General features: G+C 71.7%; 17 protein-coding genes. 13 read left to right on the top strand and 4 right to left on the bottom strand.

What is annotated here, in order from left to right; all coding sequences use genetic code 11:
- Positions 1-15: 15 nt before the first annotated feature.
- Positions 16-240 carry a gliding motility protein gene (locus AB0G17_RS18530; RefSeq protein ID WP_361383267.1) on the bottom strand — a complete coding sequence of 75 codons (225 nt, stop codon included), beginning with the start codon at positions 238-240 and terminating at the stop codon, positions 16-18.
- Between the two features lie 225 nt (positions 241-465).
- Here AB0G17_RS18530 and miaA point away from each other — a divergent pair, with 225 nt between their 5' ends.
- The 6 genes from miaA to hflX all read left to right on the top strand — a co-directional run bounded on the left by miaA (position 466) and on the right by hflX (position 8,609).
- Positions 466-1,404 (top strand): tRNA (adenosine(37)-N6)-dimethylallyltransferase MiaA, encoded by a 939-nt coding sequence (gene miaA / locus AB0G17_RS18525; protein WP_361383264.1) that lies wholly within the window; start codon positions 466-468, stop codon positions 1,402-1,404.
- 100 nt (positions 1,405-1,504) lie between these two features.
- Positions 1,505-2,095, top strand: coding sequence for a hypothetical protein (locus AB0G17_RS18520; RefSeq protein ID WP_361383261.1), 591 nt, complete (start codon positions 1,505-1,507; stop codon positions 2,093-2,095).
- A 165-nt stretch (positions 2,096-2,260) separates the two neighbouring features.
- On the top strand, positions 2,261-3,154 hold the full coding sequence (gene dapF, locus AB0G17_RS18515; protein WP_361383368.1) for a diaminopimelate epimerase: 894 nt from the start codon (positions 2,261-2,263) through the stop codon (positions 3,152-3,154).
- Between the two features lie 139 nt (positions 3,155-3,293).
- On the top strand, positions 3,294-5,381 hold the full coding sequence (locus AB0G17_RS18510) for an HD domain-containing protein (protein ID WP_361383258.1): 2,088 nt from the start codon (positions 3,294-3,296) through the stop codon (positions 5,379-5,381).
- A gap of 97 nt (positions 5,382-5,478) precedes the next feature.
- Positions 5,479-6,924, top strand: a complete 1,446-nt coding sequence (locus tag AB0G17_RS18505) for a M1 family metallopeptidase (protein ID WP_361383255.1) — start codon at positions 5,479-5,481, stop codon at positions 6,922-6,924.
- Between the two features lie 179 nt (positions 6,925-7,103).
- On the top strand, positions 7,104-8,609 hold the full coding sequence (gene hflX, locus AB0G17_RS18500) for a GTPase HflX (RefSeq protein WP_361383252.1): 1,506 nt from the start codon (positions 7,104-7,106) through the stop codon (positions 8,607-8,609).
- A gap of 100 nt (positions 8,610-8,709) precedes the next feature.
- On the opposite strand, the gene AB0G17_RS18495 is transcribed toward hflX, so the two are convergent.
- On the bottom strand, positions 8,710-9,879 hold the full coding sequence (locus AB0G17_RS18495) for a hypothetical protein (RefSeq protein WP_361383249.1): 1,170 nt from the start codon (positions 9,877-9,879) through the stop codon (positions 8,710-8,712).
- A 214-nt stretch (positions 9,880-10,093) separates the two neighbouring features.
- Positions 10,094-11,317: a hypothetical protein gene (locus AB0G17_RS18490; RefSeq protein ID WP_361383246.1), complete on the bottom strand. Its 1,224-nt coding sequence runs from the start codon at positions 11,315-11,317 to the stop codon at positions 10,094-10,096.
- Between the two features lie 513 nt (positions 11,318-11,830).
- On the opposite strand from AB0G17_RS18490, the gene AB0G17_RS18485 reads away from it, so the two are divergent.
- From AB0G17_RS18485 to AB0G17_RS18465, 5 genes are all read left to right on the top strand, one after another.
- Entirely contained in the window at positions 11,831-13,156 is a 1,326-nt protein-coding gene (locus AB0G17_RS18485; RefSeq protein ID WP_361383365.1) for a diaminobutyrate--2-oxoglutarate transaminase family protein, read from the top strand.
- 28 nt (positions 13,157-13,184) lie between these two features.
- Positions 13,185-15,149, top strand: a complete 1,965-nt coding sequence (locus AB0G17_RS18480) for an IucA/IucC family protein (protein ID WP_361383243.1) — start codon at positions 13,185-13,187, stop codon at positions 15,147-15,149.
- A gap of 567 nt (positions 15,150-15,716) precedes the next feature.
- On the top strand, positions 15,717-16,346 hold the full coding sequence (locus AB0G17_RS18475; RefSeq protein ID WP_361383362.1) for a GNAT family N-acetyltransferase: 630 nt from the start codon (positions 15,717-15,719) through the stop codon (positions 16,344-16,346).
- A gap of 123 nt (positions 16,347-16,469) precedes the next feature.
- Positions 16,470-18,305 (top strand): IucA/IucC family siderophore biosynthesis protein, encoded by a 1,836-nt coding sequence (locus AB0G17_RS18470; RefSeq protein ID WP_361383359.1) that lies wholly within the window; start codon positions 16,470-16,472, stop codon positions 18,303-18,305.
- A 37-nt stretch (positions 18,306-18,342) separates the two neighbouring features.
- Positions 18,343-20,337, top strand: a complete 1,995-nt coding sequence (locus tag AB0G17_RS18465; protein ID WP_361383240.1) for an ATP-dependent DNA helicase — start codon at positions 18,343-18,345, stop codon at positions 20,335-20,337.
- A 231-nt stretch (positions 20,338-20,568) separates the two neighbouring features.
- Here the strand turns inward: AB0G17_RS18465 and lexA are convergent, their stop codons facing one another.
- Complete coding sequence (gene lexA / locus AB0G17_RS18460; protein ID WP_067165097.1) at positions 20,569-21,363, bottom strand: transcriptional repressor LexA; 795 nt, start codon at positions 21,361-21,363, stop codon at positions 20,569-20,571.
- A gap of 612 nt (positions 21,364-21,975) precedes the next feature.
- Here lexA and nrdR point away from each other — a divergent pair.
- Both nrdR and AB0G17_RS18450 read left to right on the top strand, forming a co-directional pair.
- Positions 21,976-22,497 (top strand): transcriptional regulator NrdR, encoded by a 522-nt coding sequence (nrdR, locus tag AB0G17_RS18455; RefSeq protein ID WP_361383237.1) that lies wholly within the window; start codon positions 21,976-21,978, stop codon positions 22,495-22,497.
- Between the two features lie 141 nt (positions 22,498-22,638).
- The gene (locus AB0G17_RS18450; RefSeq protein WP_361383234.1) at positions 22,639-25,533 is read left to right on the top strand and encodes a vitamin B12-dependent ribonucleotide reductase; all 2,895 of its coding nucleotides are present in this window, start codon (positions 22,639-22,641) and stop codon (positions 25,531-25,533) included.
- Positions 25,534-25,662 lie beyond the last annotated feature (129 nt).

Here is a 25,662-nt window from a genome sequence, read left to right as displayed (position 1 = left end):
CATGCGTACGCCACGCTATTTCCGCGCGCTCTCGCCCGCCTCGTTGTCCGCCGCTTCCTCCGCCGACTGCTGCTTGGGAATCTCCACGCCCTCCGCGGCGGCCGCCCCGACCTCCTCCGCCGCCGAGGCTTCCGGGGCGGGCCCTGACCCCTCCGACTCGGCGCCGGTCTCCGGCTCGCCCTCCACGGCCTCCTCGGCCGTCGGGGTGGCGGACTTCGCCTCCTCGGTTGACTCCGTCACGGCCTCCGCGGCCTTACGGCGAAACCTCGAAAAAACGCCCATATCTACTCCATAGCGTACTCGTGTGGGCGAAATCCCACCCCGTCCGGAGCGCCTCATTGCGTCGCCCGGGGGCACCGGTTCGGCAAACCGGCGGTCGGAACCTCGCAACAGGCAACGAACCCGGATGCACCCCGTCACGTAGCTCGTTCGGGGACGGCCGCCGAGGTTTGCGAGACTGTGACCGTGAGAACTGCAGCTCCCGCACCGCGGGTCATCGCCGTCGTCGGCCCGACAGCGGCCGGAAAGTCCGATCTGGGTGTCTTCCTGGCCCAGCAGCTCGGCGGCGAGGTCGTCAACGCCGACTCGATGCAGCTCTACCGGGGGATGGACATCGGCACCGCCAAGCTGACGCTCGACGAGCGCGGCGGGGTGCCCCACCACCTCCTCGACATCTGGGACGTGACCGAGCCCGCCAGCGTCGCCGAGTACCAGAGGCTCGCCCGCGCCGAGATCGACCGGCTGCTCGCCGAGGGCCGCACGCCCGTCCTGGTGGGCGGCTCCGGCCTCTACGTACGCGGCGCGATCGACGTGCTCGACTTCCCCGGCACCGACCCCGAGGTACGCGCGCGTCTGGAGCGCGAGCTGGAGCAGGACGGGCCCGGCGCGCTGCACCGGCTCCTGGCCGAGGCGGACCCCGAGGCGGCGCGCGCGATCCTCCCCAGCAACGGCCGCAGGATCGTGCGGGCCCTGGAGGTCATCGAGATCACCGGCAAGCCCTTCACGGCCAACCTGCCGGGCCATGACTCCGTGTACGACACCGTGCAGATCGGCGTCGACGTCGGCCGCCCCGAGCTCGACGAGCGGATCGCCGTCCGGGTCGACCGGATGTGGGAGGCGGGCCTGGTGGACGAGGTGCGCGCGCTGGAGGCCCAGGGGCTGCGGGAGGGGCGTACCGCATCGCGCGCGTTGGGCTACCAGCAGGTGCTCACCGCGCTGGCGGGGGAGTGCACCGAGGACGAGGCGCGCGCCGAGACCGTACGCGCCACCAAGCGCTTCGCGCGCCGCCAGGACTCCTGGTTCCGCCGGGACCCGCGCGTGCACTGGCTGAGCGGCGCGGCCGAGCACCGCGGGGAACTCCCGCAGCAGGCGCTGACGTTGGTCGAACGAGCGGTTACAGCCTGATCACGTGATGGCATCGGGACGCACCGCCGGTCATTGAGGCACCCGCGCGCGTGCCATCATCGACCTCGATCGACCAGTGGAGTCCGAGTTGGGAGGGCGCGTGGCGATGGAGGCCGGCCCTCGCGACAGAGAGCACGGAACGCGGGACGAGCCCGCGCAACCGGGTCCTTCGGAAGTGACGGCAGTGTCGGAAGGGCCGGACGTGAGCGACGCCGGACGGGAGTCCGCCCACCGCGACGCCCCGGAGCCGAGCCCCGCCGAGCTGAGCGTCGGCGCCCTGGGACTCGCCGTGCCGGGAGCCGTCGGGCTCACCCCCGACGGGCCGCAGGACGACGGCGTGCTCGCCGAGGGCGGCGAGGTCGAGGTCGAGATCCGCCCGCAGCGCAGACTGCGGATCTGGCAGCTCGCGCCGATCGTGATGCTCGCGGCCGTGGGCTCGCTGATGTTCGCCTTCCCGCTCGCCTTCGAGTTCGGCGACGGCGGCCCGGTCGTGGCCATGCTCGGCCTCCTGATCAGCTGCTGCGCGGCCGGCTGGGGCATGATGGCCGCCCGCCGGGTCGGCTACACCTGGCCGGGGCTGCCCGTGCGCGGCTCCGGCGAGCGCCCCGACTGGCGGGTGATCGGGCTGTACGTGGGCGGCCTGGCCGCGGCCGTGGCGCTGGCGGTCTGGCGCGTCGCCCGGCTGCGCTGAGCGCCGCGGGTCGGCGTGGCCCGGCAGAGTCCGGTGCCCGCCGACTCCGACGAGGCCCCGTCGACCTCGCCCACCCCCGCCCGGGGACCCATCGAGCCGGCCCACCCCCGCCCTGGACACGTCGTCCCGGAGCGTCCCGGCCCGTTGTCAGTGGGCACCCGTACGATTGACGGCGTGAACAACACCTCGCCGCTCACCTTCCTCAAGGGCCACGGGACCGAGAACGACTTCGTGATCCTCCCCGACCCGGACAACGCCCTCGACCTGCCCGCCTCCACGGTCGCCCGCCTCTGCGACCGCCGGGCCGGCATCGGCGGCGACGGGCTGCTGCACGTCGTGCGCAGCGCCGCGCACCCCGAGGCGAAGACCATGGCCGGCGAGGCCGAGTGGTTCATGGACTACCGCAACTCGGACGGCTCGATCGCCGAGATGTGCGGCAACGGCGTGCGCGTCTTCGCCGGGTACCTCCAGCGCGCCGGGCTCGTCGAAGAGGGCGACCTGGCCATCGCCACCCGGGGCGGGGTCAAGAAGGCGCACATCGCCAAGGGCGGCGACGTCACGGTCTCCATGGGCCGCGCCGTCCTGCCGGAAGAGGGCGTGACCGTCGAGCTCGACGGCCGCAGCTGGCCCGCCCGCAACGTCAACATGGGCAACCCGCACGCGGTCGCCTTCGTCGAGGACCTGGCCCACGCGGGCGAGCTGCGGTCGGTGCCGCCGTACAGCCCGGCCGCCGTCTACCCGGAGGGTGTCAACGTCGAGTTCGTCGTCGACCGCGGCCCCGGCCACGTGGCGATGCGGGTGTACGAGCGCGGCTCCGGCGAGACCCGCTCCTGCGGCACGGGCGCGTGCGCGGTCGCCGTCGCGGCGGCGCGCAGGGACGGCGCGGACCCCACCGTCACCGGCGCCCCCGTGACGTACACGGTGGACCTCCCGGGCGGGACCCTGGTGATCACGGAGTTCCCCGACGGCGAGATCGAGATGACCGGCCCGGCCGTGATCGTGGCCGAAGGCGTGATCGACCCGGTGCTCCTCGAAACAGTTGAAACGGCCATGGCCTGAACCTTCGCTCGAATGGGTGATCCGGTTCACGCTGAGCGAGAGCCGGACTGCTCCACGTGGTGGGGTCGGTAGCATCAAGCACCGGCCCGGAGGGCACGCCTGCCTTTCCACCGCCGGTCGATGCTGCCGGAGGTGCCCCATGAGTGCAGAGGCCACGAATCCTGACGCGCAGAGTCGCCGGCGCGGCCTTCCCAGGATCGACCTCCGCAGGCTGGGCCGGGCCGCCCTGCTGGGCCCCACCTCGCGCGACCGGCTGCCCGATGCCATCGGGCACGTCGCCGAGGCGCACCGGGCCCACCACCCCGACGCCGACCTGGCGGTGCTGCGGCGGGCGTACGTGCTCGCGGAAACGTCCCACCGGGGGCAGTTCCGCAAGAGCGGCGAGCCGTACATCACGCATCCGCTGGCCGTCACCCTGATCCTCGCCGAACTGGGCGCCGAGACCACCACGTTGACGGCCTCGCTGCTGCACGACACCGTCGAGGACACCGAGGTGACGCTCGATCAGGTCCGGGCGGAGTTCGGCGAGGAAGTCACCTATCTGGTCGACGGCGTCACCAAGTTGGAGAAGGTCGACTACGGGGCGGCGGCCGAGCCCGAGACCTTCCGCAAGATGCTCGTCGCCACCGGCAACGACGTACGCGTGATGTCGATCAAACTCGCCGACCGGCTGCACAACATGCGCACCCTGGGCGTGATGCGCCCGGAGAAGCAGGCGAGGATCGCCAAAGTCACCCGTGACGTGCTGATTCCGCTCGCCGAACGGCTGGGGGTGCAGGCCCTCAAGACCGAACTGGAGGATCTGGTTTTCGCCATCCTCCACCCCGAGGAGTACGAGCACACCCGGGCCCTGATCGCGGCCAACTCGGGCTCCGAGGACCCGCTGACCGCCATCGCGGACGGCGTCCGGGCCGTACTGCGCGAGGCGGGCATCAGCGCCGAAGTCCTCATCCGGCCACGGCACTTCGTCTCCGTCCACCGCGTCCAGCTCAAACGCGGCGAGCTGCGCGGCACCGACTTCGGGCGGCTGCTCGTCCTGGTCGCCGAGGACGCCGACTGTTACGCCGTCCTCGGCGAGCTGCACACCTGCTTCACCCCGGTGATCTCCGAGTTCAAGGACTTCATCGCCGCGCCCAAGTTCAACCTGTACCAGTCGCTGCACACGGCGGTGGCGAGCTCCGACGGCGCGGTCGCCGAAGTCCTCATCCGGACCCACCAGATGCACAAGGTCGCCGAGGCCGGCGTCATCGCCCTCGGCAACCCGTACGCCGGGGGCGGCCCCGGCGACGGTGCCGACCCGGCGGCCGACGAGCGCGAGGACCCCACCCGGCCCGGCTGGCTCTCCCGCCTCCTGGACTGGCAGCAGAGCGCGCCGGACCCCGACACCTTCTGGTCCTCCCTACGGGAGGAACTGGCGCAGGACCGCGAGATCACCGTCTTCGGCGCCGACGGCCACACCCTGGGCCTGCCGGCCGGCGCGAGCTGTGTGGACGCCGCGTACGCCCAGTACGGCGAGGCCGCCCACCGCTGTATCGGCGCGCGCGTCAACGGCCGTCTGGCGACGCTCAGTACGGTGCTGAGCGACGGCGACACCGTCCAGGTGCTGCTCGCCCAGGACGCCGCCTCCGGGCCGTCCCCGGACTGGCTCGACCACGCCAGGACCCCCGCCGCGCGGATCGCGATCACGGGCTGGCTCAACGCCCACCCCGAAGGGGTCAAGATCCCGGCGGCCGCGCCCCGCCCGCAGGTCACCTTCACCACCGACAGGCGCAGTGCCGCCAACGCCGTCACCGACCTGCCGGACGCGACGGTACGGCTCGCGGGGTGCTGTACGCCGGTGCCGCTGGACGCGGTCACCGGCTTCGCGGTGCGCGGCGGCGCCGTGACCGTCCACCGCGAGGAGTGCCCCGCCGTGGCCCGTATGACGGCCCTGGGGCGGGCCAGGGTCGGGGTGCGCTGGGGCGACACCGCCGCCTGCCGGGTCACGCTGGTCGCCGAGGCGTTCGGGCGCCCGCGCCTGCTCGCCGACGTCACCGAGGCCATCGCCACGGCGGGCGCCGCGATCGTCTCCGCCACCGTCGAGCCGCCCAGCGAGCAGCGTGTGCGGCACACCTACACGCTCCAGCTGGCCGATGCCGCCGAGCTGCCCGCCCTGATGCGCGTGATGCGCGATGTGCCGGGGGTGTACGACGTGACCCGCGCGCAGCACCCGGCCGCGGCCGGCTGAACCGACGGGCCGACGCTTGTTCGGGCCGACGCTCGTTCGGGTGGGGGTGGTGCGCGTCGGCCCCCGCCCTCGCACGGTGTGCTGGTAGCGGTAGGGCATGTTGCTCTCCTCGCGCCGTGTGCGTGCCGCTCTACTGGCCACCGCAGCCGCCTGTGTCCTGGCCGCCGTTCCGCCACCCGCCCCGGCCGGAATCGGCGATCCGCTCTTCCCGCGTCTGGGCAACCCCGGGTACGACGTCCTCTCGTACGACATCGGATTCACCTATCAGGGCGACAACAGCAAGCCGCTTGAGGCCGTCACCACCATCGATGCCCGCGCCACCGCCCGGCTCGACCGGATCAACCTGGACTTCGCGCGCGGCACCGTCCACAGCGTCGAAGTGAACGGGAAGCAGGCCGAGTTCGCGAGCGCCGACGAGGATCTGGTGATCACCCCGCGCCACCCGGTGTACGGAGGACAGAGGCTGCGGATCACCGTCCGGCACACCAGCGAACCGGGCGACGCCGAGGACGGCGGCTGGGTGCGCACCACCGACGGCCTGGTGATGGCCAACCAGGCCGACGCCGCGCACCGCGTGTTCCCGTGCAACGACCACCCCTCCGACAAGGCGATGTTCACCTTCCGGGTGGACGCCCCCAAGGAGTACACGGTCGTCGCCAACGGGCTGGAGACCGGCCGGACGCGGGCGGGCGGCCGGGCCGTCTCCAAGTACCGCACCGAGCACCCGATGGCGACCGAGCTCGCCCAGGTCTCCATCGGCCGCTCGGCCGTGGTACGCCGCCGGGGGCCGCACGGGCTGCCCGTGCGCGATGTCGTCCCGGCGGCCGACCGGCAGCAGCTGGAGCGCTGGCTGAAGAAGACGCCGGCCGAGATCGCGTGGATGGAGAAACAGGTCGGGCCGTACCCGTTCGAGACCTACGGCGTCCTGATCGCCGACGCGGACACCGGGTTCGAGCTGGAGACCCAGACACTGTCGCTCTTCGAGCGGTCGCTGTTCCTGCGCACCGGCTTCCCGGAGTGGTACGTGGACTCGGTGATGGTGCACGAGCTGGCGCACCACTGGTTCGGCGACAGCGTCTCCCCGCGCGCGTGGTCCGACCTCTGGCTCAACGAGGGGCACGCCACCTGGTACGAGGCGCTGTACGCGCAGGAGCACGGCAAGCTGCCGATGGAGACGCGGATGCGCGAGGCCTACCGCCAGTCCGACGGCTGGCGCGCCGCCGGCGGGCCGCCCGCGGCGCCCGAGCCGCCCGCCCCCGGCCAGAAGATCGGCATCTTCCGGCCGGTCGTCTACGACGGGAGCGCGCTGGTGCTGTTCGCGCTGCGGCAGGAGATCGGCACGGCGAGGTTCCGCGAACTGGAACGGCGCTGGGTGAGCGACCACAGGGACGGCACGGCCACCACCGCCAACTTCGTCGGCCTCGCCTCCAAGGTCGCCGGGCGGGACCTCGGAGGGTTCTTCCAGGGCTGGCTGTACGGGGCGAAGACACCGCCGATGCCCAGGCACAAGGACTGGCGCAGCGTCGCACCCCCGCGGGCCTAGGGGCGCGGCAGCCGTCCCCTGCCTCGGGCGCCGGAAAACCGGGGTGACGGCCCTGGTGGCACCGTGCGACCATCGTCGGGTCGGCGGCGCTGCCAGGGCCGGATTTCCCGTCGGGAATCTTTCGGGTCCACTACGCGTTGTGACCGACGTAACCGCAATTCCAACGACGTAAGGATCCAATGACCTCCTCTTCATCCCCTTCCCAGGACGAGCAGAGCTTCGCGGAGAAGAACCGCACGGAGAGCCTTCGGGCCGATGCCCTGATGGAAGAGGACGTCGCCTGGAGCCACGAGATCGACGGCGAGCGGGACGGCGAGCAGTTCGACCGCTCCGAGCGCGCCGCCCTGCGGCGCGTGGCGGGCCTCTCCACCGAGCTCGAAGACGTCACCGAGGTCGAGTACCGCCAGCTGCGGCTGGAGCGCGTCGTGCTGGTCGGCGTCTGGACCACGGGCACGCTGAAGGACGCGGAGAACTCCCTGGCGGAGCTCGCCGCACTCGCCGAGACGGCGGGCGCGATGGTGCTCGACGGCGTCTACCAGCGCCGTGACAAGCCCGACCCGGCCACCTACATCGGCTCCGGCAAGGCGCAGGAGCTGCGGGACATCGTCCTGGAGTCCGGCGCCGACACCGTGGTCTGTGACGGTGAGCTCAGCCCCGGCCAGCTCATCCATCTGGAAGACGTCGTCAAGGTCAAGGTGGTCGACCGGACCGCCCTGATCCTCGACATCTTCGCCCAGCACGCCAAGTCCCGAGAGGGCAAGGCCCAGGTCTCGCTGGCCCAGATGCAGTACATGCTGCCCAGGCTGCGCGGCTGGGGCCAGTCGCTCTCCCGGCAGATGGGTGGTGGCGGCTCCGGTTCGTCCGGCGGCGGCATGGCTACCCGTGGTCCCGGTGAGACCAAGATCGAGACGGACCGGCGGCGGATCCGCGAGAAGATGGCGAAGATGCGCCGGGAGATCGCGGAGATGAAGACCGGCCGCGAGATCAAGCGCCAGGAGCGCCGTCGCAACAAGGTCCCCTCGGTGGCCATCGCGGGGTACACCAACGCCGGCAAGTCCTCGCTGCTCAACCGCCTCACGGGCGCGGGCGTGCTGGTGGAGAACGCGCTGTTCGCCACCCTCGACCCGACCGTGCGCCGGGCCGAGACGCCCAGCGGCCGGCTGTACACGCTGGCCGACACCGTCGGGTTCGTCCGGCACCTGCCGCACCACCTGGTCGAGGCGTTCCGCTCCACCATGGAGGAGGTCGGCGACTCCGACCTCATCCTGCACGTGGTGGACGGCTCGCACCCCGCCCCGGAGGAGCAGCTGGCCGCCGTGCGCGAGGTGATCCGCGAGGTGGGCGCGGTCGACGTGCCCGAGATCGTGGTGATCAACAAGGCGGACGCGGCCGACCCGCTGGTCCTGCAGCGCCTGCTGCGGATCGAGAAGCACTCCATCGCGGTCTCCGCCCGTACGGGCATGGGCATCGAGCAGCTGCTCGGCATCATCGACGCCGAACTGCCGCGCCCCGAGGTCGAGATCGAGGCCCTCGTTCCGTACACGCACGGACAGCTGATCTCGCGGGCGCACGCCGAGGGCGAGGTGATCTCCGAGGAGCACACCCCGGAGGGCACGCTGCTCAAGGCGCGGGTGCACGAGGTGCTGGCGGCGGAGCTCGCTCCGTACGTACCGGCCAAGCACTGACCGCAGGCGCGGCCGGGCACTGACCGGCCCGCAGGTGCGAACAAGGCCCGCCCCCTCCGTACGAGGGGGCGGGCCTTGTCGTCGTCAGGTGTCAGCAGCCCTACCGGCCGCCGTACTTCTGGCTCATCTGCGTGAAGATCTGCTGCGCGCCGGCGCCCAGCTGGGGTCCGGCCAGCCAGCCCGAAGTGACCGGGCCGATCGAGGTGTTGGACACCAGCTCCGCCTTGCCGCTCGTGCCGGTGATGAACCAGCCGCCACCGGAGGAACCGCCGGTCATCGTGCAGCCGATGCGGTACATCGCGGGCGTGCCGGGGCTGACCGAGAGCCGGCCCGGACGGTCGACGCACTTGAACATCTTGAGGCCGTCGTACGGCGGCGCCGCCGGGTAGCCCCAGGCGCCCATCGCGGAGACGGAGTGCGCGGCGGGCGTCGAGAAGTTGACGGTCAGGGCGTTGCCGACGGTCTCCTCCAGCGACTTGCCGCCGTTCTCCGGCTTCACGTGCAGTACGGCGTAGTCGTACGGGGCGCCGGTGCCGCCGGTGGGGCCGCCACCGCTGATCCACTCGCCCGAGGTCGAGGCCCAGTCGGCCCAGTACGCGCCGTAGGGGGCGACCTCCTGCGGCTGCGCGTTCTGCAGCTGCGCCGCCGACTTGCCCTTGTCGTTGTAGGCCGGGACGAAGGCGATGTTGCGGTACCAGCCGCCGCCCGCGCCCGCGTGGACGCAGTGGCCCGCGGTCCAGACGAGGTTGGACTTGCCGGGGTGGGCGGGGTCCTTCACGACGGTGCCCGAGCACACCATGGAGCCCTTGGGGGAGTCGAAGAACACCTTGCCGACCGGGGCGGCGTAGTTGTGGTACGGCACGCTCTCGGCCTTGGCCTGCACCGGACGCGGCTCCGGGTCGCTGATGCCCGGGTCGCCGTTGACGTCACCGGCGGCCATAGTCTTCTGCGGGTCCTTGGCGGACTTCATCCGCTCGGGCTTCCACAGTCCGGCGATGACCGGGTTGACGAAGTCCTTGGCCTCGCGCAGCCACTTGGACTTGTCCCAGTTCTTCCAGTCGCCGCTCTTCCACTTGTCGAGGTCGACGCCGTGCTTCTTGAGGGCGCCGGCGACGTCGTCGGGAAGGGCTTGGCCGTCCTTGCCCTGGGCGGTGCTGGACGCGGACGGCTTGCTGTCCGCGTTGTCGTCGCCGGGGCCGCACGCGGTGGCCGTCAGCGCGAGTGCCGCCGCGAGGCCGGTGGAGGCCAGCAGCGGACGTATGGATCGCATGGAAACGATTCCCCCTGTGTTCTTGCTCGTACCTTGTTCAGTTGCGCGTGCCGGGCGGTACGCCGTGGGGTGTATTGCCATGGGCACGTCATTTCGCGAAACGGGGGCTTCCGGGACCGCTCGCTTCGCAGCCCCCCACTATGCCGGTAGCGCGTGGGGGTCTCGCACAGAGGTCCGGGAGCTCTCGTGGAGAGCTCCCGGACCCTGACAGGCCCTAGCGGCCCGCGTACTTGTTGCTGACCGAGTCGTACACGCCCTTGGCCTCCGGGCCCAGACGCGGGCCCGCCAGCCAGCCGGCCGTCACCGGGCCGATGGAGGTGTTGGAGACCAGCGCGGGCTTGCCGTCGGCGCCCGCGGCGATCCAGCCGCCGCCGGAGGAGCCGCCGGTCATGGTGCAGCCCAGGCGGTACATCGTCGGGGTGCTGGCGTCGAGCGAGAGCCGGCCCGGCTTGTCCTTGCACTGGTACAGCTTCTGGCCGTCGTACGGCGGCGCCGCCGGGTAGCCGTTCGCCGTCATGCTCGCGATCTTCGGCACGGCCGGGGCGTTGAAGTCCACCGGCAGGGCAGCGCCGACCGTCTCCTCCAGGGACTTGCCGCCCTTGCCCTTCTCGGCGGTGACGTGCAGCACCGCGAAGTCGTACGGAGCGCCCTGGCCGCCGGTCGGGCCGCCGCCCTGGATCCACTGCTGCGAGGTCTGCGCCCAGTCGGCCCAGTACACGCCGTACGGCGCGATCTGCTGCTTGGTCGCCTTCTGCAGCTGCGCGAGCGACATGTCGGCGTTGTTGTACGAGGGCACGAAGGCGATGTTGCGGTACCAGCCGCCCTTGGCGCCCGCGTGGACGCAGTGGCCCGCCGTCCACACCATGTTGGACTTGCCCGGGTGCGCCGGGTCCTTCACGACGGTCGCGGAGCAGACCATCGAGCCCTCGGGGCCGTCGAAGAAGAGCTTGCCGAGCTCCGGCAGGCTCTGGTGGTACGGGGCCTTCTGGGCCTTGGCCTTGACGGGCGCCGGGGTCGGGTCCGTCACGCCCTTGTCGCCCGAGATGTCGTTCGGGACGGGCTTCTGCGGAGGCTTGTCGGCCTTCCGCATCCGGTCCGGGTCCCACAGGTCCTGGATGATCGGGTTGACGAAGTCCTTGGCCTCACGCAGCCACTTGGACTTGTCCCAGTTCTTCCACTCGCCGTTCTTCCACTTGTCCGGGTCGATGCCGTGCTTCTTGAGCCGGTCCTTGATGTCGTCCGGGATCTGGAGGCCGTCGTCGCCGGTGGTCGCCGAAGCGGTCGGCTTGGCGTCGGCCTTGTCGTCGCCGCCCGGGCCGCACGCGGTGGCGGTCAGGGCGACAGCGGCCGCGAGGCCGAGCGCGGCCAGCACGGGGGAGGTCCGGCGATGTGCGCCCCTCCCACCACGAGCCGTTGAGTTCGGACGTGTCGGTCGCATGTTCTTGATCCCCCTGGGACTTCGGTACTGAAACTACTGGAACCACTGAAACTGCTGATGAGCGGCGCAGCCACGGTGCTTCACCACCGGTGCCTTGCTGCCTGCGGTTACTCAAGCGAAGCCGTCGGCTTGCTCGAAGCCGTCGGCTCACCTCGCTCCGGCCGAAAAGTACCGGCCGAAGCGCGGCCCCCACTATGCCGGTGCCGGTTGGGACGGTGTGCGGCAGGGCCGCGGTTCCGCTCCGTAAGGATCTTCACGGTTGCCCGTGATCCTCCGGCCCCGGCGTCGTTGGTACGTACGGGGGACGACACGCCAGCGTCCAGCCCCACCGTTCGCACCGGGCAACGGGCGTGCCACGGGACCGTCACAGGGTTCCGGCGCGGCTGGCACAGCAGGCACAGCGGAGCGCGCACCGTGGGAGGACCAGAACTCGTGGCCGTGACCGAATCCGCGCCGGTACCACCGCCGGCCGAGCTTCCGACCACATCGCCGCGGACACCCGGCCACGAGGGCATCCTGCGGCGGCAGTCCCTGCGCGAGTCCGCCGCACGGACGTACGCCCGCTCGTTGCCGATCGTGCCCGTGCGGGCCCGCGGGCTGACCATCGAGGGGGCGGACGGGCGGCGTTACCTCGACTGCCTCGCGGGCGCGGGCACCCTCGCCCTCGGGCACAACCACCCGGTTGTGCTCGAAGCCATCCGCAAAGTGCTCGACTCCGGCGCCCCGTTGCACGCGCTCGATCTGGCCACCCCGGTCAAGGACGCCTTCACCACGGAGCTGTTCACCACCCTCCCGCGCCTCCTGGCCGACCACGCGCGCATCCAGTTCTGCAGCCCGGCCGGGACCGACGCGGTCGAGGCCGCGCTGAAGCTGGTCCGCACCGCGACCGGCCGGAGTGGACTGCTCGCCTTCACCGGGGCGTACCACGGCATGACGGCGGGCGCCCTCGACGCCTCGGGCGGCGCCTCCCACGCCCGGGTGACGCGGCTGCCCTACCCACTCAACTACCGCTGCGCGTACGGCGTGGGAGGCGAACGCGGCGCCGAGCTCGCCGCCCGCTGGACCGAGAGCCTGCTCGACGACCCCAAGGGCGGGGTGCCCGCCCCGGCCGGGATGATCGTCGAGCCGGTGCAGGGCGAGGGCGGAGTGAACCCCGCGCCCGACTCCTGGATGCGGCGCATGCGCGAGATCACCGCGGCCCGCTCCATCCCGCTCATCGCCGACGAGGTGCAGACCGGCGTGGGGCGCACCGGCGCCTTCTGGGCCGTCGAGCACAGCGGGATCGTGCCGGACGTGATGGTCCTGTCCAAGGCCATCGGCGGCTCGCTGCCGCTCGCCGTGATCGTCTACCGCGACGACCTCGACGTCTGGCAGCCCGGCGCCCACGCGGGCACCTTCCGGGGCAACCAGCTCGCCATGGCCGCGGGCACGGCGACCCTCGCCTACGTACGCGAGAACCGGCTCGCCGAACGCGCCGCGGTGCTCGGCGGCCGCATGCTCGCCCGGCTCCAGGGCCTGGCCGCCGACCACCGCAGCATCGGTGACGTCCGCGGCCGGGGCCTGATGATCGGCGTCGAGCTCGTCGACCCCGAGCGCGAGGACCCCCGGACCGGCACCGTGGCCGCCGCGCCCGCGCTGGCCACCGCCGTCCAGCGCGAGTGTCTGCGCCGGGGGCTCATCGTCGAACTCGGCGGCCGCCACTCCAGCGTCGTGCGGCTGCTGCCTCCCCTCACGCTCACCGACGAACAGGCGGCCGCCGTCCTCGACCGGCTGGCCGACGCCCTGGCCGCCGCGGAGCGCGCGACCCGCCACCGGACCGACGCCGGGCCGTCCCACTGACCCGGTCCACGACACAAGGAAGCCCACCGTGAACCGCACCCCCGCACCCGACGCGCCCGACAGCCCCGGCCGCCCCACCGCCCCTTGCGGGCCCCTTGTGGCAGAGACGACGACGGTGCCGCGCCAGAAGGCGGGGATCCACGGCGACCGGCTGCCCGACGACGAACCGTCCGAGCGCGGCCAGGCCTCCTGGGACCAAGTCGACCTTGTGGCTCAGGGCCTTGTGGCTCAGGGCCCTGTGGCTCAGAACCTTCCGGACCGCGAGCTTCTGGACCACCCGGACCCGGAAGCCGCCGCCGAAGCCGCGGCCGTCGAGAACCTGCTCCGCTGCTGGGTACGGGAGAACGACCTCGCCGCGCCCGAAGGCCCCGTGCTGCGCATCCCGCTCCCCGCCAGCGGCACCGCACTGCTCGTCCCCGTCCGGTACTGGTCCGCCACCGGATGGCACCGCTTCGGCATGCCGGAGCTGGAGGGCGCCCCGCACGGCGCCCCGGCCGTCGACGCCGTCACCGTGGCCGCCCTCATCAACCGCGAGTCCGGCCGCAGCGAAGGCGCGGACCTGGTCGGCCGCGTGGCGGATTCGGTCCGGCGTACGGCCGAGTTCATCGCGGAGCGCCGCCGCCACCCCGGGCCTTCGGACGAGGCCGACCTCTTCCTCGCCGCCGAACAGTCCCTCCTCCTCGGTCACCCCCTCCACCCCACACCGAAGAGCCGCGAGGGACTCTCCGAGGCCGAAGTGCGCCGCTGTTCACCGGAGTTGTACGGCTCCTTCCCGCTCCACTGGATGGCCGTCGACCGCACCGTCCTCGCCGCCGACTCGGCGTGGACGGACGGCGGCCATCCCGTCACCGCCGACGAGCTCACCGCCCGGCTCTCCGCCGGACTCCACCTCCCGGCGAACACCGTGGCGCTGCCCCTGCACCCCTGGCAGGCGCGCGAGCTCGCCCACCAGCCGGCCGTCGTCGAACTGCTCGACGCCGGGCTCCTGCGCGACCTCGGCCCGCACGGCGACCCCTGGCACCCCACCTCCTCCGTCCGTACCGTGCACCGGCCCGGCGTCGACGCCATGCTCAAGCTCTCCCTCGGCCTGCGCATCACCAACTCCCGCCGGGAGAACCTCCGCAAGGAGCTCCACCGGGGCGTGGAGGTCCACCGGCTGTTGCGCACCGGCCTCGCCGAGCAGTGGCAGGCGGCGCACCCCGGGTTCGACATCGTCCGCGACCCGGCCTGGCTCGCCGTCGACGCCCTGGACGGCCGGCCGGTGCGCGGGCTCGACGTGATGATCCGGAACAACCCCTTCGGCCTCAGCGACGACGCCGTCTGCATCGCCGCGCTGACCGCGCCGCGCCCCCTGCCCGGCCGCCCCGACGCCACGATGTGCTCGCGGCTCGCGGACATCGTGGCCAAGCTCGCCGCCCGCACCGGCCGTCCGATCCCGGCCGTGGCCGCCGAGTGGTTCCTGCGCTACCTCGACCAGGTCGTCCGCCCTGTGCTCTGGCTGGACGCCACGGCGGGGATCGCGCTCGAAGCCCACCAGCAGAACACGCTGGTGCTGCTCGACCCCAACGGCTGGCCCGTCGGCGGCCGCTACCGCGACAACCAGGGCTACTACTTCCGCGAGTCGCACCGGGCCGCCCTCGAACGCCGACTGCCCGGAGTGGGTGCCCTCAGTGACACGTTCGTCTCCGACGCCGTCACCGACGAACGCTTCGCCTACTACCTCGGCATCAACAACGTCCTCGGCCTCGTCGGGGCCTTCGGCGCCCAGCGCCTGGCCGACGAGCGCGTACTCCTCGCCGCCCTGCGGCAGTTCCTGGCCAAGGCCACCGCGCTCGGCTCACCGCTGCCCACGTATCTGCTGGACAGCCCGACCCTGCGCTGCAAAGCCAACCTCATGACCCGGTTGCACGGCCTCGACGAACTCGTCGGCCCGGTCGACACCCAGTCCGTCTACGTCACCATCGCCAACCCCCTTCACGCCACCGGAACCTGATCCCCGACGAATTCCCCGTGAACAGCTGAATGACGAGAGAGGAGCGTCGCCGTGCCTCCCACCGATGCGAGCGCCGACGCGGACGCCGGAGCCGGTCCCTCCCCCCAGCCCGGCGGCGCCGAGGACACGCTGGACCTGCGGCTGCCCTACGAACTCATCGCGCTGTTCGGAGAGGCGAGGACCGGCAGGAGCGGCCGGCCCGGCAGGAAAGACAGGACCGGGGCGGCGGACCTGGGCGGTGGCGGCGGGGGTGAGTGCGGTGGGGGGGACGGCAGCCGGGGAGAGGGCAGTGGTGAGGACGGCGTCCCGGACACCGCCGTCGCGGGCGTCCGCACCCCGTCGCGCCTCCACCCCACGGCCGACCGCGCCGATGCGGCCCCCGGCAACGCACCCGGGCCGCTACTCGGGCCGCCCCCCGTCCCGCCCCCTGAGCGGGCGTCCGAGCGGGCATCCACGCAGCAGCTCGCAGCCCCGCCCGCCCAGCAGCCCCGGCAGCCCGCCGCCCAGCCCTCCGCGCGGCGGCCCCTGCAGCCGTCCGTCCCGTACGGCCCGGTCGGCGCGTCCGGCATCGACGCCCACATCACTTCCCGCGTCACCTCCCGCACCGCCTCCCACCCCGGCGAGGACGACCTGCTCGACTGCCCCGCGGCGTGGGGACCGGTCACCACACCCGTCGGCGTCTTCCAGCTCGTACCCGTCCGTGTCGCACGTGACCTCTCCCTTCTGAGTACCTGGATGAACGATCCCGCCGTGGCCGCCTTCTGGGAGCTGGCCGGGGACGAGTCGGTCACGGCGGCCCACCTCCGCCCTCAACTCGACGGCGACGGGCGGAGCGTGCCGTGCCTCGGCCTGCTCGACAACGCCCCCATGAGCTACTGGGAGATCTACCGGGCCGACCTCGACCCGCTGGCCCGGCACTATCCGGCCCGTCCGCACGACACCGGTATCCACCTCCTCATCGGCGGTGTCGCCGATCGCGGGCGCGGGGTCGGGACCGCGCTGCTCCGGGCCGTCGCCGATCTCGTACTCGACAACCGGCCGCTCTGCCCCCGTGTGGTCGCTGAACCCGATCTGCGCAACACCCCGTCCGTCTCCGCCTTTCTGAGCGCCGGATTCCGGTTCTCCGCGGAACTCGACCTTCCCGACAAGCGGGCCGCACTCATGGTTCGTGATCGCGCGCTCAGGAACCTGCTGTGAACCGCCCGCTGCCCTACATACACCGCTCGAACCGCATCGGTTCCACCCCGAGGAGTCGCCTTGCCGAACCCGTTTGTCCCCGATGATTCCGAGGAACGGGAGGAGCCGCCCACACCACCCGAGCTGCTCGCGCCACCCGAGCTGAACCGCGAAGCCTGGGACCGCGCGGCCCGCCGGCTGCTCGCCAAGATGCTCGCGGCCTTCGCGTACGAAGGGATCATCGAGCCGGTCACGCAGCGGGACGGCGGCGGCGAGGACTCCGAGCCGGAAGGCGGGTCCGGGCCCTGGCGGACAGCCGGGCCCCAGCGGCAGCACAGCACCTACACCCAGCCCCTGGACGACGGCTCCGCCCTCTCCTTCCGGGCCCGGCGCGGCGCGTACGACGACTGGCTCGTCGACGCCGACTCCGTCCGCCACGGCGGCCGGCCCTTCACCGACCCGCTCGCCTTCCTCGTGCGCGCCCGCCGCACGCTCGGGCTCGACGGCGCCACCTTCGGTCACCTCGTCGGCGAGCTCACGGCCACGCTCGCCGCCGACACCCGCCTCGACCACAGCGCGCTGCCGGCGGCCCGCCTCGCGGAGCTCGGGTACGCGGAGCTGGAAGGCCACCAGACCGGGCACCCCTGGCTCGTCCTGAACAAGGGGCGGGTCGGGTTCTCGGCCGTCGACGCCGCCCGATGGGCCCCCGAGGCCCGCAGGCCCGCCCGGCTGCCCTGGATCGCCGTCCGCACCGACCTCGCCCGCTACCGGGGCGTCGGCGCGCTCGCCACCCCCGACCGGCTCTACGCCCGGGAGCTCGACCCGGCGGTCCGCGAGGGCTTCGCCGCCGCGCTACGCGCGCGTGGTGTCGCCCCGGACGACTACCTCTACCTGCCGGTGCACCCCTGGCAGTGGGAGGAAGTGGTGCTGCCGCTCTTCGCCCCGGCCGTCGCCGACGGCGCGATCGTCCCGCTGCCGGGCGACACCGACCTCCGGCTGCCGCAGCAGTCGATCCGCACCTTCGTCAACACCTCGCGCCCCGACCGACACACCGTGAAGCTGCCGCTGTCCATCCTGAACACGCTGGTGTGGCGAGGGCTGCCGACAGAGCGCACGCTCGCCGCCCCGGCCGTCACGGCCTGGGTCCACGCCATGCGCGACGCCGATCCGTTCCTGCGCGACGAATGCGGGGTGATCCTGCTCGGAGAGGTGGCCTCCGTTGCGGTCGAGCACCCGCTGTACGACCGCCTCGCCGAGGTTCCGTACCAGTACAAAGAGCTGCTCGGGGCGATCTGGCGCGAGCCGCTGCAGACCCGCCTCGCGGTCGGCGAACGCGCGCGGACCCTCGCTTCGCTGCTCCACACCGATCCCCAGGGGCGTGCCTTCACCGCCGAACTCGTCGCCCGCTCGGGCCTGGCCCCCCAGGTCTGGCTGCGGCATCTGTTCCGGGCACTGCTGCCGCCGCTGTTGCGGTTCCTCTACCGCTACGGGACGGTCTTCTCGCCGCACGGTGAGAACGCGATTGTCGTCTTCGACGACCACGACGTACCCGTACGCCTGGCGATCAAGGACTTCGTGGACGACGTCAACATCAGCGCGGAGCCGCTGCCCGAGCACGACTCGATGCCCCAGGACGTCCGGGACGTCCTGCTGACCGAGCCGCCCTCCTTCCTCACCCAGTTCATCCACTCCGGGCTCTTCGTCGGCGTGTTCCGCTATCTGGCGCCGCTGTGCGAGGAGCAACTGGACGTTCCGGAGGGCGACTTCTGGGCGCTGGTGCGCGACGAGGTCCTGCGCCACCAGGCGCGGTTCCCCGAGCTCAAGGAGCGGTACGAGACGTTCGACCTGCTCACGCCGCGTATCGAGCGGCTCTGCCTCAACCGGAACCGGCTGCACCTGGACGGCTACCGGGACCGCCCCGAGCGCCCGCACGCGGCCGTCGCGGGCACCGTCCCGAACCCGCTCGCACCTCCGACGTGATCGGATTGTCAGTGGTGCCCCGTAGGGTGGACGGGCTATGACGAAGCCATCTCTCCCCGAGCTCCTGCACGCCGCCGTCGCCGCCGTCGGCGGTCTGGAGCGCCCCGGCCAGGTCACCATGGCCACCGCCGTCGCGGACGCCATCGACAGCGGTTCCCACCTGCTCGTCCAGGCCGGCACCGGCACCGGAAAGTCCCTGGGCTATCTGGTGCCGGCGCTGGCGCACGGCGAGCGCGTGGTGGTGGCCACCGCGACCCTGGCGCTTCAGCGACAGCTCGTGGAGCGCGACCTTCCGCGTACGGTCGACGCGCTGCACCCGCAGCTGCGCCGCCGCCCGGAGTTCGCCATGCTCAAGGGCCGCTCCAACTATCTCTGTCTGCACCGCCTCCACGAAGGCGTGCCGCAGGAAGAGGAGGAGGGCCTCTTCAACCAGTTCGAGGCGGCCGCGCCCACCAGCAAGCTCGGGCAGGACCTGCTGCGGATGCGGGACTGGGCGGACGAGACGGAGACGGGCGACCGGGACGACCTGACGCCCGGCGTCTCGGACCGTGCCTGGGGCCAGGTGTCCGTCTCCTCCCGGGAGTGCCTGGGCGCCTCGAAGTGCGCGTACGGGGCGGAGTGCTTCGCGGAGCTCGCCCGCGAGCGCGCCAAGCTGTCCGACGTGGTGGTCACCAACCACGCGCTGCTCGCCATCGACGCCATCGAGGGCGCCCCGGTGCTCCCGCAGCACGAAGTGCTGATCGTGGACGAGGCGCACGAGCTGGTCTCCCGGGTCACCGGCGTCGCCACCGGCGAGCTCACCCCGGGGCAGGTCAACCGGGCCGTGCGGCGAGCCGCCAAGCTCGTCAACGAGAAGGCGGCCGACCAGCTCCAGACCGCCGCCGAGGGCTTCGAGCGGCTGATGGAGCTGGCGCTGCCCGGTCGTCTGGAGGAGATCCCGGAGGACCTCGGGTACGCCCTGATGGCGCTGCGCGACGCGGCTCGTACGGTGATCTCGGCGCTCGGCTCCACCCGCGACAAGTCCGTCCAGGACGAGGACGCGGTACGCAAGCAGGCGCTGGCGGCGGTGGAGAACGTCCATAGCGTGGCGGAGCGGATCTCCAACGGGTCCGAGTACGACGTCGTCTGGTACGAGCGGCACGAGCCCCGCGGCGGAGCCGCATATCGGCCCAGTGGGGCGTCTCTGCGGGTCGCCCCGCTCTCCGTGTCGGGGCTGCTGCGGGAGAAGCTCTTCGCGGAGCGTTCGGTGGTGCTCACCTCGGCCACGCTCAAGCTCGGTGGGGACTTCAACGGCGTCGGCGCGTCGCTGGGCCTCGCGCCGGAGGGCACCGAGGGCGAGGACGTGCCGCAGTGGAAGGGCATCGACGTCGGCTCGCCTTTCGACTACCCCAAGCAGGGCATCCTCTACGTCGCCCGGCATCTGGCCACGCCGGGCCGTGAGGGCTCGCGCGGCGACATGATGGACGAGCTGGCGGAGCTGGTCGAGGCGGCCGGGGGCCGGACGCTGGGCCTCTTCTCCTCGATGCGGGCCGCCCAGGCCGCCGCCGAGGAGCTGCGCGGCCGGCTGGACAAGCCGATCCTGCTCCAGGGCGAGGACACGCTGGGCGAGCTGATCAAGACGTTCGCGGGTGACCCGGAGACCTGTCTGTTCGGCACGCTCTCCCTCTGGCAGGGCGTGGACGTGCCGGGGGCGAGCTGCCAGCTGGTGGTCATGGACCGGATCCCGTTCCCCCGGCCCGACGACCCGCTGATGAGCGCTCGCCAGAAGGCGGTGGAGGAGGGCGGCGGCAATGGCTTCATGGCGGTCGCCGCGACGCACGCCGCGCTGCTGATGGCCCAGGGGGCGGGCCGGCTGGTCCGGGCGACGGGGGACCGGGGCGTCGTCGCCGTCCTCGACCCCAGGCTGGCCAACGCGCGCTACGGCAGCTATCTGCGGGCCTCGCTGCCGGACTTCTGGTACACCACGGACCGCAATCAGGTACGGAGGTCGCTGGCCGCGATTGATGCGGTGGCCAAGGCGGAGGGTCGGTAGGGCGCGGTCTTCGGCCGCGGACCGTGGGTGGTCGAGCCCACGTGGCGGAGCCGCACGTTGTCGCAGCCCCGCGCCCCTTGCGCCGCGTTCGGCCGCGGACCATGGGTGGCTGGTCGCGCCCGCGCTGGGGAGCCGCACATTGTCACAGCCGCGCCCCTTGGAAGCCTAGGCACAGCAGGGCCCCGGGACCGGCGCAGGGGGTCCCGGGGCCGGTCCTCGCCGGCGGGTCGGTCAGACCCGCCGCAGCACTGCCACCACCTTGCCGAGGATGGTGGCCTCGTCGCCGGGGATGGGCTGGTACGCGGCGTTGTGCGGGAGCAGCCAGATGTGGTTGTCCTCGCGCTTGAACCGCTTCACCGTGGCTTCGCCGTCCAGCATCGCCGCGACGATGTCGCCGTTCTCCGCGACCGGCTGGCGGCGCACCGTGACCCAGTCGCCGTCGCAGATCGCGGCCTCGATCATCGAGTCACCCACGACCTTCAGGACGAAGAGCTCGCCGTCGCCGACCAGCTGGCGCGGGAGCGGGAAGACGTCCTCGACCGACTCCTCGGCGAGGATGGGGCCACCGGCGGCGATCCGGCCGACCAGCGGCACATAGGAGGCCGCGGGCTTGCCGGTGGTGTCGGTCGGCTGCGTGCTGGGCTGGTCCGAGCCGCGCACCTCGTACGCCCGCGGGCGGTGCGGGTCGCGGCGGAGGAAGCCCTTGCGCTCCAGGGCCATGAGCTGGTGGGCGACGGAGGACGTGCTGGAGAGACCCACCGCCTGACCGATCTCCCGCATCGACGGCGGGTACCCCCGCCGCTGGACGGAGTCCCGGATGACCTCGATGACCCGCCGCTGCCGGTCGGTGAGACCGGAGCTGTCCGCCCTGATGCCCGGAGGTCGGCCGGGCAGCGAGCGCGTGGCCCGCGCCGGGTCGCCGCCCTCCTGGTTCGTGACTGCGTCATTCATGGCATGCACCGGCTCAAGTCGGGTCTGGGAGCGGTCCTGGGCAGTGATGGTGGCACTGTCTGCGGTGGTGGTCACGTCGGCCCCTCTCGAAATGGTCTCCCTAGCTGGACAACGGTAGTTGCTTTCGAAAGGTTGCGCCAAACACACGTTCGAGTGAAAAATCGCAGAAAGCGTGACGTGATGATGGAGACGGGTGTATGCGGGCACCCTTGCCGGGGCCGGTGGGCAGGCAATTCGGTCGATTACGGTACCCTTCACCACTGGATACCGGAGCCCGAGGGCGCCGCCCGGGAGCGTCGCCGACGGCCGCCGGGCCGTGCGTACGTACGACCGCGACGCGATGGCCGGTACCGGCTCCCAGTCTGCCATCCGGTCGCCCGGAACCGGCGTCGGGCGCGCCCGGCGCGCGGCTCCGGGCCGGTGCTCCGTCGCCCTCCGGGCCCGCGTGGACACGGGCGGGAATCGCGCCCCTCGACTCTGTTCCCTGCGCGACCGCTCCGCGACACGCGGTAGTGGGCAGTTGGCGGCAAAACCCAAGATCTAGTGGTTGGATTGGCACCGCCACCCAGAAGTTGTGGTCGCTGGTCCCCCGGACCGCGGCCATCGCCTATGCTTGTGGCTGCTTCGCGGGGCCTGTTCAGGCCCGGCGGGGCTATTCAGTCGTGCTGCGAAGGAGGGTTGGGATCCATGCACTGCCCCTTCTGCAGGCACCCCGACAGCCGTGTCGTCGACAGCCGGACCACCGACGACGGCACGTCGATCCGCAGGCGCCGTCAGTGCCCCGACTGCTCCCGTCGCTTCACGACGGTGGAGACGGCCTCGCTGATGGTGATCAAGCGGTCGGGCGTCACCGAACCCTTCTCGCGCACCAAGGTCATCTCTGGCGTCCGCAAGGCGTGCCAGGGGCGGCCGGTCACCGAGGACGCCCTCGCCAAGCTCGGCCAGCGGGTCGAGGAGGCGGTGCGCGCCACCGGCAGCGCCGAGCTGACCACCCATGACGTGGGTCTGGCCATACTCGGCCCGTTGCAGGAGCTCGACCTCGTCGCGTACCTGCGCTTCGCGTCCGTGTACCGGGCGTTCGACACCCTTGACGACTTCGAGGCCGCCATCGCGGAACTGCGCGAACAACGGCCTCCCGCGGACGACGCGGACGCGCGCGTGGCCGGAGTGACCCCCGAGGTCCCCGTGCCCGCCACCGCCGCCGACTGACCGGCGCACCCCGGTCGCCGATCGGCGGCAATCCAGACCTGTCACGGGCGCTCTGCGCGGTGCCCGGGACACCAGACACACACCGTGCCACGGGAACATTCGGGCACTTTTGGGCGTTTTCGCCCGCGTATGGGAGGCGGCATGACAGAGACGACGAGCGGCCCGGCACGAGGATCCCGCACCAAGGGTTCCAAGGCGAGCAAGGGTCTGCGCATCGAGCGCATCCACACCACCCCCGGCGTGCACCCGTACGACGAGGTGGCCTGGGAGCGTCGTGACGTCGTCATGACCAACTGGCGCGACGGCTCGATCAACTTCGAGCAGCGTGGCGTCGAGTTCCCCGACTTCTGGTCGGTGAACGCGGTCAACATCGTCACCAGCAAGTACTTCCGCGGGGCCGTCGGCACCCCGCAGCGCGAGACCGGCCTCAGGCAGCTCATCGACCGGATCGTGAAGACGTACCGCAAGGCCGGGGAGGACCACGGCTACTTCGCCTCGCCCGCGGACGCCGAGATCTTCGAGCACGAGCTGGCGTACGCCCTCCTGCACCAGGTCTTCAGCTTCAACAGCCCCGTGTGGTTCAACGTGGGCACCCCGCAGCCCCAGCAGGTCTCCGCCTGCTTCATCCTGTCCGTCGACGACTCCATGGAGTCGATCCTCGACTGGTACAAGGAAGAGGGCATGATCTTCAAGGGCGGCTCCGGCGCCGGCCTGAACCTCTCCCGCATCCGCTCCTCCAAGGAGCTGCTGTCCTCCGGCGGCAACGCCTCCGGCCCGGTCTCCTTCATGCGCGGCGCGGACGCCTCCGCCGGCACCATCAAGTCGGGCGGCGCCACCCGCCGCGCGGCCAAGATGGTCATCCTCGACGTCGACCACCCCGACATCGAGAACTTCATCGAGACCAAGGTGAAGGAGGAGGAGAAGATCCGCGCGCTGCGCGACGCGGGCTTCGACATGGACCTGGGCGGCGACGACATCACGTCCGTCCAGTACCAGAACGCCAACAACTCCGTACGGGTGAACGACGAGTTCATGAAGGCCGTCGAGACCGGCGGCAAGTTCGGGCTGCGCGCCCGGATGACCGGTGACGTCATCGAGGAGGTCGACGCCAAGTCGCTCTTCCGCAAGATGGCCGAGGCGGCGTGGGCGTGTGCCGACCCGGGCATCCAGTACGACGACACGATCAACCACTGGCACACCTGCCCGGAGTCCGGCCGCATCAACGGCTCGAACCCCTGCAGCGAGTACATGCACCTGGACAACACGTCCTGCAACCTCGCCTCGCTGAACCTCATGAAGTTCCTCAAGGACGACGGCGAGGGCCACCAGTCCTTCGAGGTCGAGCGGTTCTCCAAGGTCGTCGAGCTGGTCATCACCGCGATGGACATCTCCATCTGCTTCGCGGACTTCCCGACGCAGAAGATCGGCGAGAACACCCGGGCCTTCCGCCAGCTGGGCATCGGCTACGCCAACCTCGGCGCCCTGCTGATGGCCACCGGCCACGCGTACGACTCGGACGGCGGCCGCGCCCTCGCCGGCGCCATCACCTCGCTGATGACCGGCACCTCGTACAAGCGCTCCGCCGAGCTGGCCGCGGTCGTCGGCGCGTACGACGGCTACGCCCGCAACGCCGAGCCGCACCAGCGCGTCATGAAGCAGCACGCCGACGCCAACGCCACGGCCGTGCGCATGGACGACCTGGACTCCCCGATCTGGGCCGCCGCCACGGAGGCCTGGCAGGACGTGGTCCGCCTGGGCGAGAAGAACGGCTTCCGCAACGCGCAGGCGTCGGTCATCGCCCCCACCGGCACCATCGGTCTCGCGATGTCCTGCGACACCACCGGCCTGGAGCCCGACCTCGCGCTGGTCAAGTTCAAGAAGCTGGTCGGCGGCGGCTCGATGCAGATCGTCAACGGCACGGTCCCGCAGGCGCTGCGCCGCCTCGGCTACCAGCCGGAGCAGATCGAGGCGATCGTCGCCCACATCGCCGAGAACGGCAACGTGATCGACGCCCCCGGTCTGAAGACCGAGCACTACGAGGTCTTCGACTGCGCCATGGGCGAGCGCTCCATCTCCGCGATGGGCCACGTCCGCATGATGGCGGCCATCCAGCCGTGGATCTCCGGCGCGCTCTCCAAGACGGTCAACCTGCCGGAGACGGCGACCGTCGAGGACGTCGAAGAGGTCTACTTCGAGGCGTGGAAGATGGGCGTCAAGGCGCTCGCGATCTACCGCGACAACTGCAAGGTCGGCCAGCCTCTCTCCGCCAAGACCAAGGAGAAGGAGAAGACCGAGGTCACCGAGAAGGCCGAGGCGGAGATCCGCAAGGCCGTCGAGAAGGTCGTCGAGTACCGCCCGGTCCGCAAGCGTCTACCCAAGGGCCGTCCCGGCATCACCACCTCCTTCACGGTCGGTGGCGCCGAGGGTTACATGACCGCCAACTCCTACCCGGACGACGGCCTGGGCGAGGTCTTCCTGAAGATGTCCAAGCAGGGCTCGACCCTGGCGGGCATGATGGACGCCTTCTCGATCGCCGTCTCGGTCGGCCTCCAGTACGGCGTGCCGCTGGAGACGTACGTCTCGAAGTTCACCAACATGCGCTTCGAGCCGGCCGGCATGACCGACGACCCGGACGTGCGGATGGCGCAGTCGATCGTCGACTACATCTTCCGCCGCCTGGCGCTGGACTTCCTGCCGTTCGAGACCCGCTCGGCGCTGGGCATCCACTCCGCCGAGGAGCGTCAGCGTCACCTGGAGACCGGTTCGTACGAGCCGACCCTGGAGGACGAGGAGGTGGACGTCGAGGGCCTGGCCCAGTCCGCCCCCCGCCAGACGGAGACCCTGAAGGCCGTCGCCGCGCCCAAGCCGGCGGTCGTCGAGCCTCCGAAGGCCGTGCACAACTCGGCCGAGCTCGTCGAGATGCAGCTCGGCGTCAGCGCCGACGCGCCGCTCTGCTTCTCCTGCGGTACGAAGATGCAGCGGGCCGGCTCCTGCTACATCTGCGAGGGCTGCGGCTCGACCAGCGGCTGCAGCTGATCACGGGCGCTCGTGGGCCCGAGCGCTCCTGAGGGCTGAGAGGCCCTGCCCCGTGGGGACCGGTGAACTGCCGGTCCCCACGCGGGCGTTCAGGGGGTTCCCCTGTGCTTCACCTACGTACTACGTACG

It is taken from the genome of Streptomyces sp. NPDC023838 (assembly GCF_040639555.1).
Taxonomy (GTDB): domain Bacteria; phylum Actinomycetota; class Actinomycetes; order Streptomycetales; family Streptomycetaceae; genus Streptomyces.
This window is presented reverse-complemented; position numbering and strand designations above follow the sequence as displayed.